Raw genomic sequence first — 1186 nt, forward strand, 5'->3', positions numbered from 1 at the left:
CTTCGTGTACTCGCCGGTGATCCGGTCGAGGACGCCGCGGAAGTCACCGGACTGGCCGACGGGCCACGTGATCGGGGTGGGAAGGAGGCCGGTGCGCTGCTGGACCTCGTCCATGAGGGCGAGCGCATCGAGTCCGGGACGGTCCCACTTGTTGACGACGGTGATGATCGGGATGTTCCGGTGGGCGCAGACTTCGAAGAGCTTCATCGTCTGCGACTCGAGGCCTTTGGCGGTGTCGATGAGCATGACGACGGCATCGCGGTACTCGAACTGGAGGGCCGCCGAGGAGATCGAGATCCCGCGGTCCTGCTCCATCTGCATCCAGTCGGAGACGGTGGCGCGGCGGCCGGCCTTTCCGTGGGTGGCGCCGGCCTGACCGATCGCCCGCGCGTGGAGGGCGAGCGCCTCGGTGGTCGTCGATTTGCCCGCGTCGGGGTGGGAGATGACAGCGAACGCGCGGCGGCGGGACGCCTCGTGTCGGATGTCCTTGACGGAATACTGGCCACAAGTCACCGCAATCTCCTATCGTTCTTCGCGCTCATCCGGCGTGTCCCCTCCGTCCCAGGGTGGGGTCAGCTTGTGCCGGGCGTCCGGCGGCCGGAACCATAGGGGCGGGGCGGGGCCGAAGGACCGCTGGCTCAAAGCCTTACCGCTCATCGTCGCGGGAGTCCTGGGTGCCCCGCTGCTGTGCGCGGCGATCTGGTTCTCCTGGCAGATAGCGCAGACGACGAAGTACCTCTTCGATCTCGGCACCTCCGGCAGCGAGGCGGCCGGGATGGTGCTGCTCAGCCTGTCGGGGGCCTTCTGCCTCATCTTCTATCTCGCGTTCCTCTTCATCGGCACCCGCCGTCGCCCGTGGACGTGGCGCCTCTGGTCGAGTGTCGCGACCCTTCTTGCCGCCGGAGCTCTGCCGCTGTGGTGGCTCTTCAGCGCCTTCTTCGCCGACGTCTGACGTTCGCGGGCCCCGGCGGCAGCTGCCGGTGAGAAATGGTCTGCTCAGAGCTGGGCGAGAGCCTTCGCGATGCGCTTCTCCGACACCGGATGTGCTGTGCCCAGCGAGTTCGCGAACAGTGAGACGCGCAGCTCTTCGGCCATCACGACGACCTCGACCCACTCGGTGGGCAGAGACACGATCAGCTGCGACCACTCGCCCTTCGCCAGTGCCGGGAAGCGGTTGCCGATCTTC

3 protein-coding genes are annotated in these 1186 nt (G+C 67.4%); 1 reads left to right on the forward strand and 2 read right to left on the reverse strand.

Annotated elements, in window-relative coordinates:
• The coding region (locus tag BSP109_RS16650) for a GTP-binding protein (protein WP_257944762.1) at positions 1 to 513 on the reverse strand (513 nt) is incomplete at its 3' end.
• 64 nt (positions 514 to 577) lie between these two features.
• Here BSP109_RS16650 and BSP109_RS16655 point away from each other — a divergent pair.
• A complete protein-coding gene (locus tag BSP109_RS16655) occupies positions 578 to 952 on the forward strand; it encodes a hypothetical protein (protein WP_101602066.1) in 375 nt (124 codons plus the stop codon).
• A 44-nt stretch (positions 953 to 996) separates the two neighbouring features.
• Here the strand turns inward: BSP109_RS16655 and BSP109_RS16660 are convergent.
• Positions 997 to 1186 (reverse strand): DUF3418 domain-containing protein (locus BSP109_RS16660; RefSeq protein WP_146001230.1); only part of this gene is annotated, 190 nt, incomplete at its 5' end.

It is taken from the genome of Brevibacterium sp. Mu109 (assembly GCF_900169375.1).
Lineage (GTDB): Bacteria > Actinomycetota > Actinomycetes > Actinomycetales > Brevibacteriaceae > Brevibacterium > Brevibacterium yomogidense_A.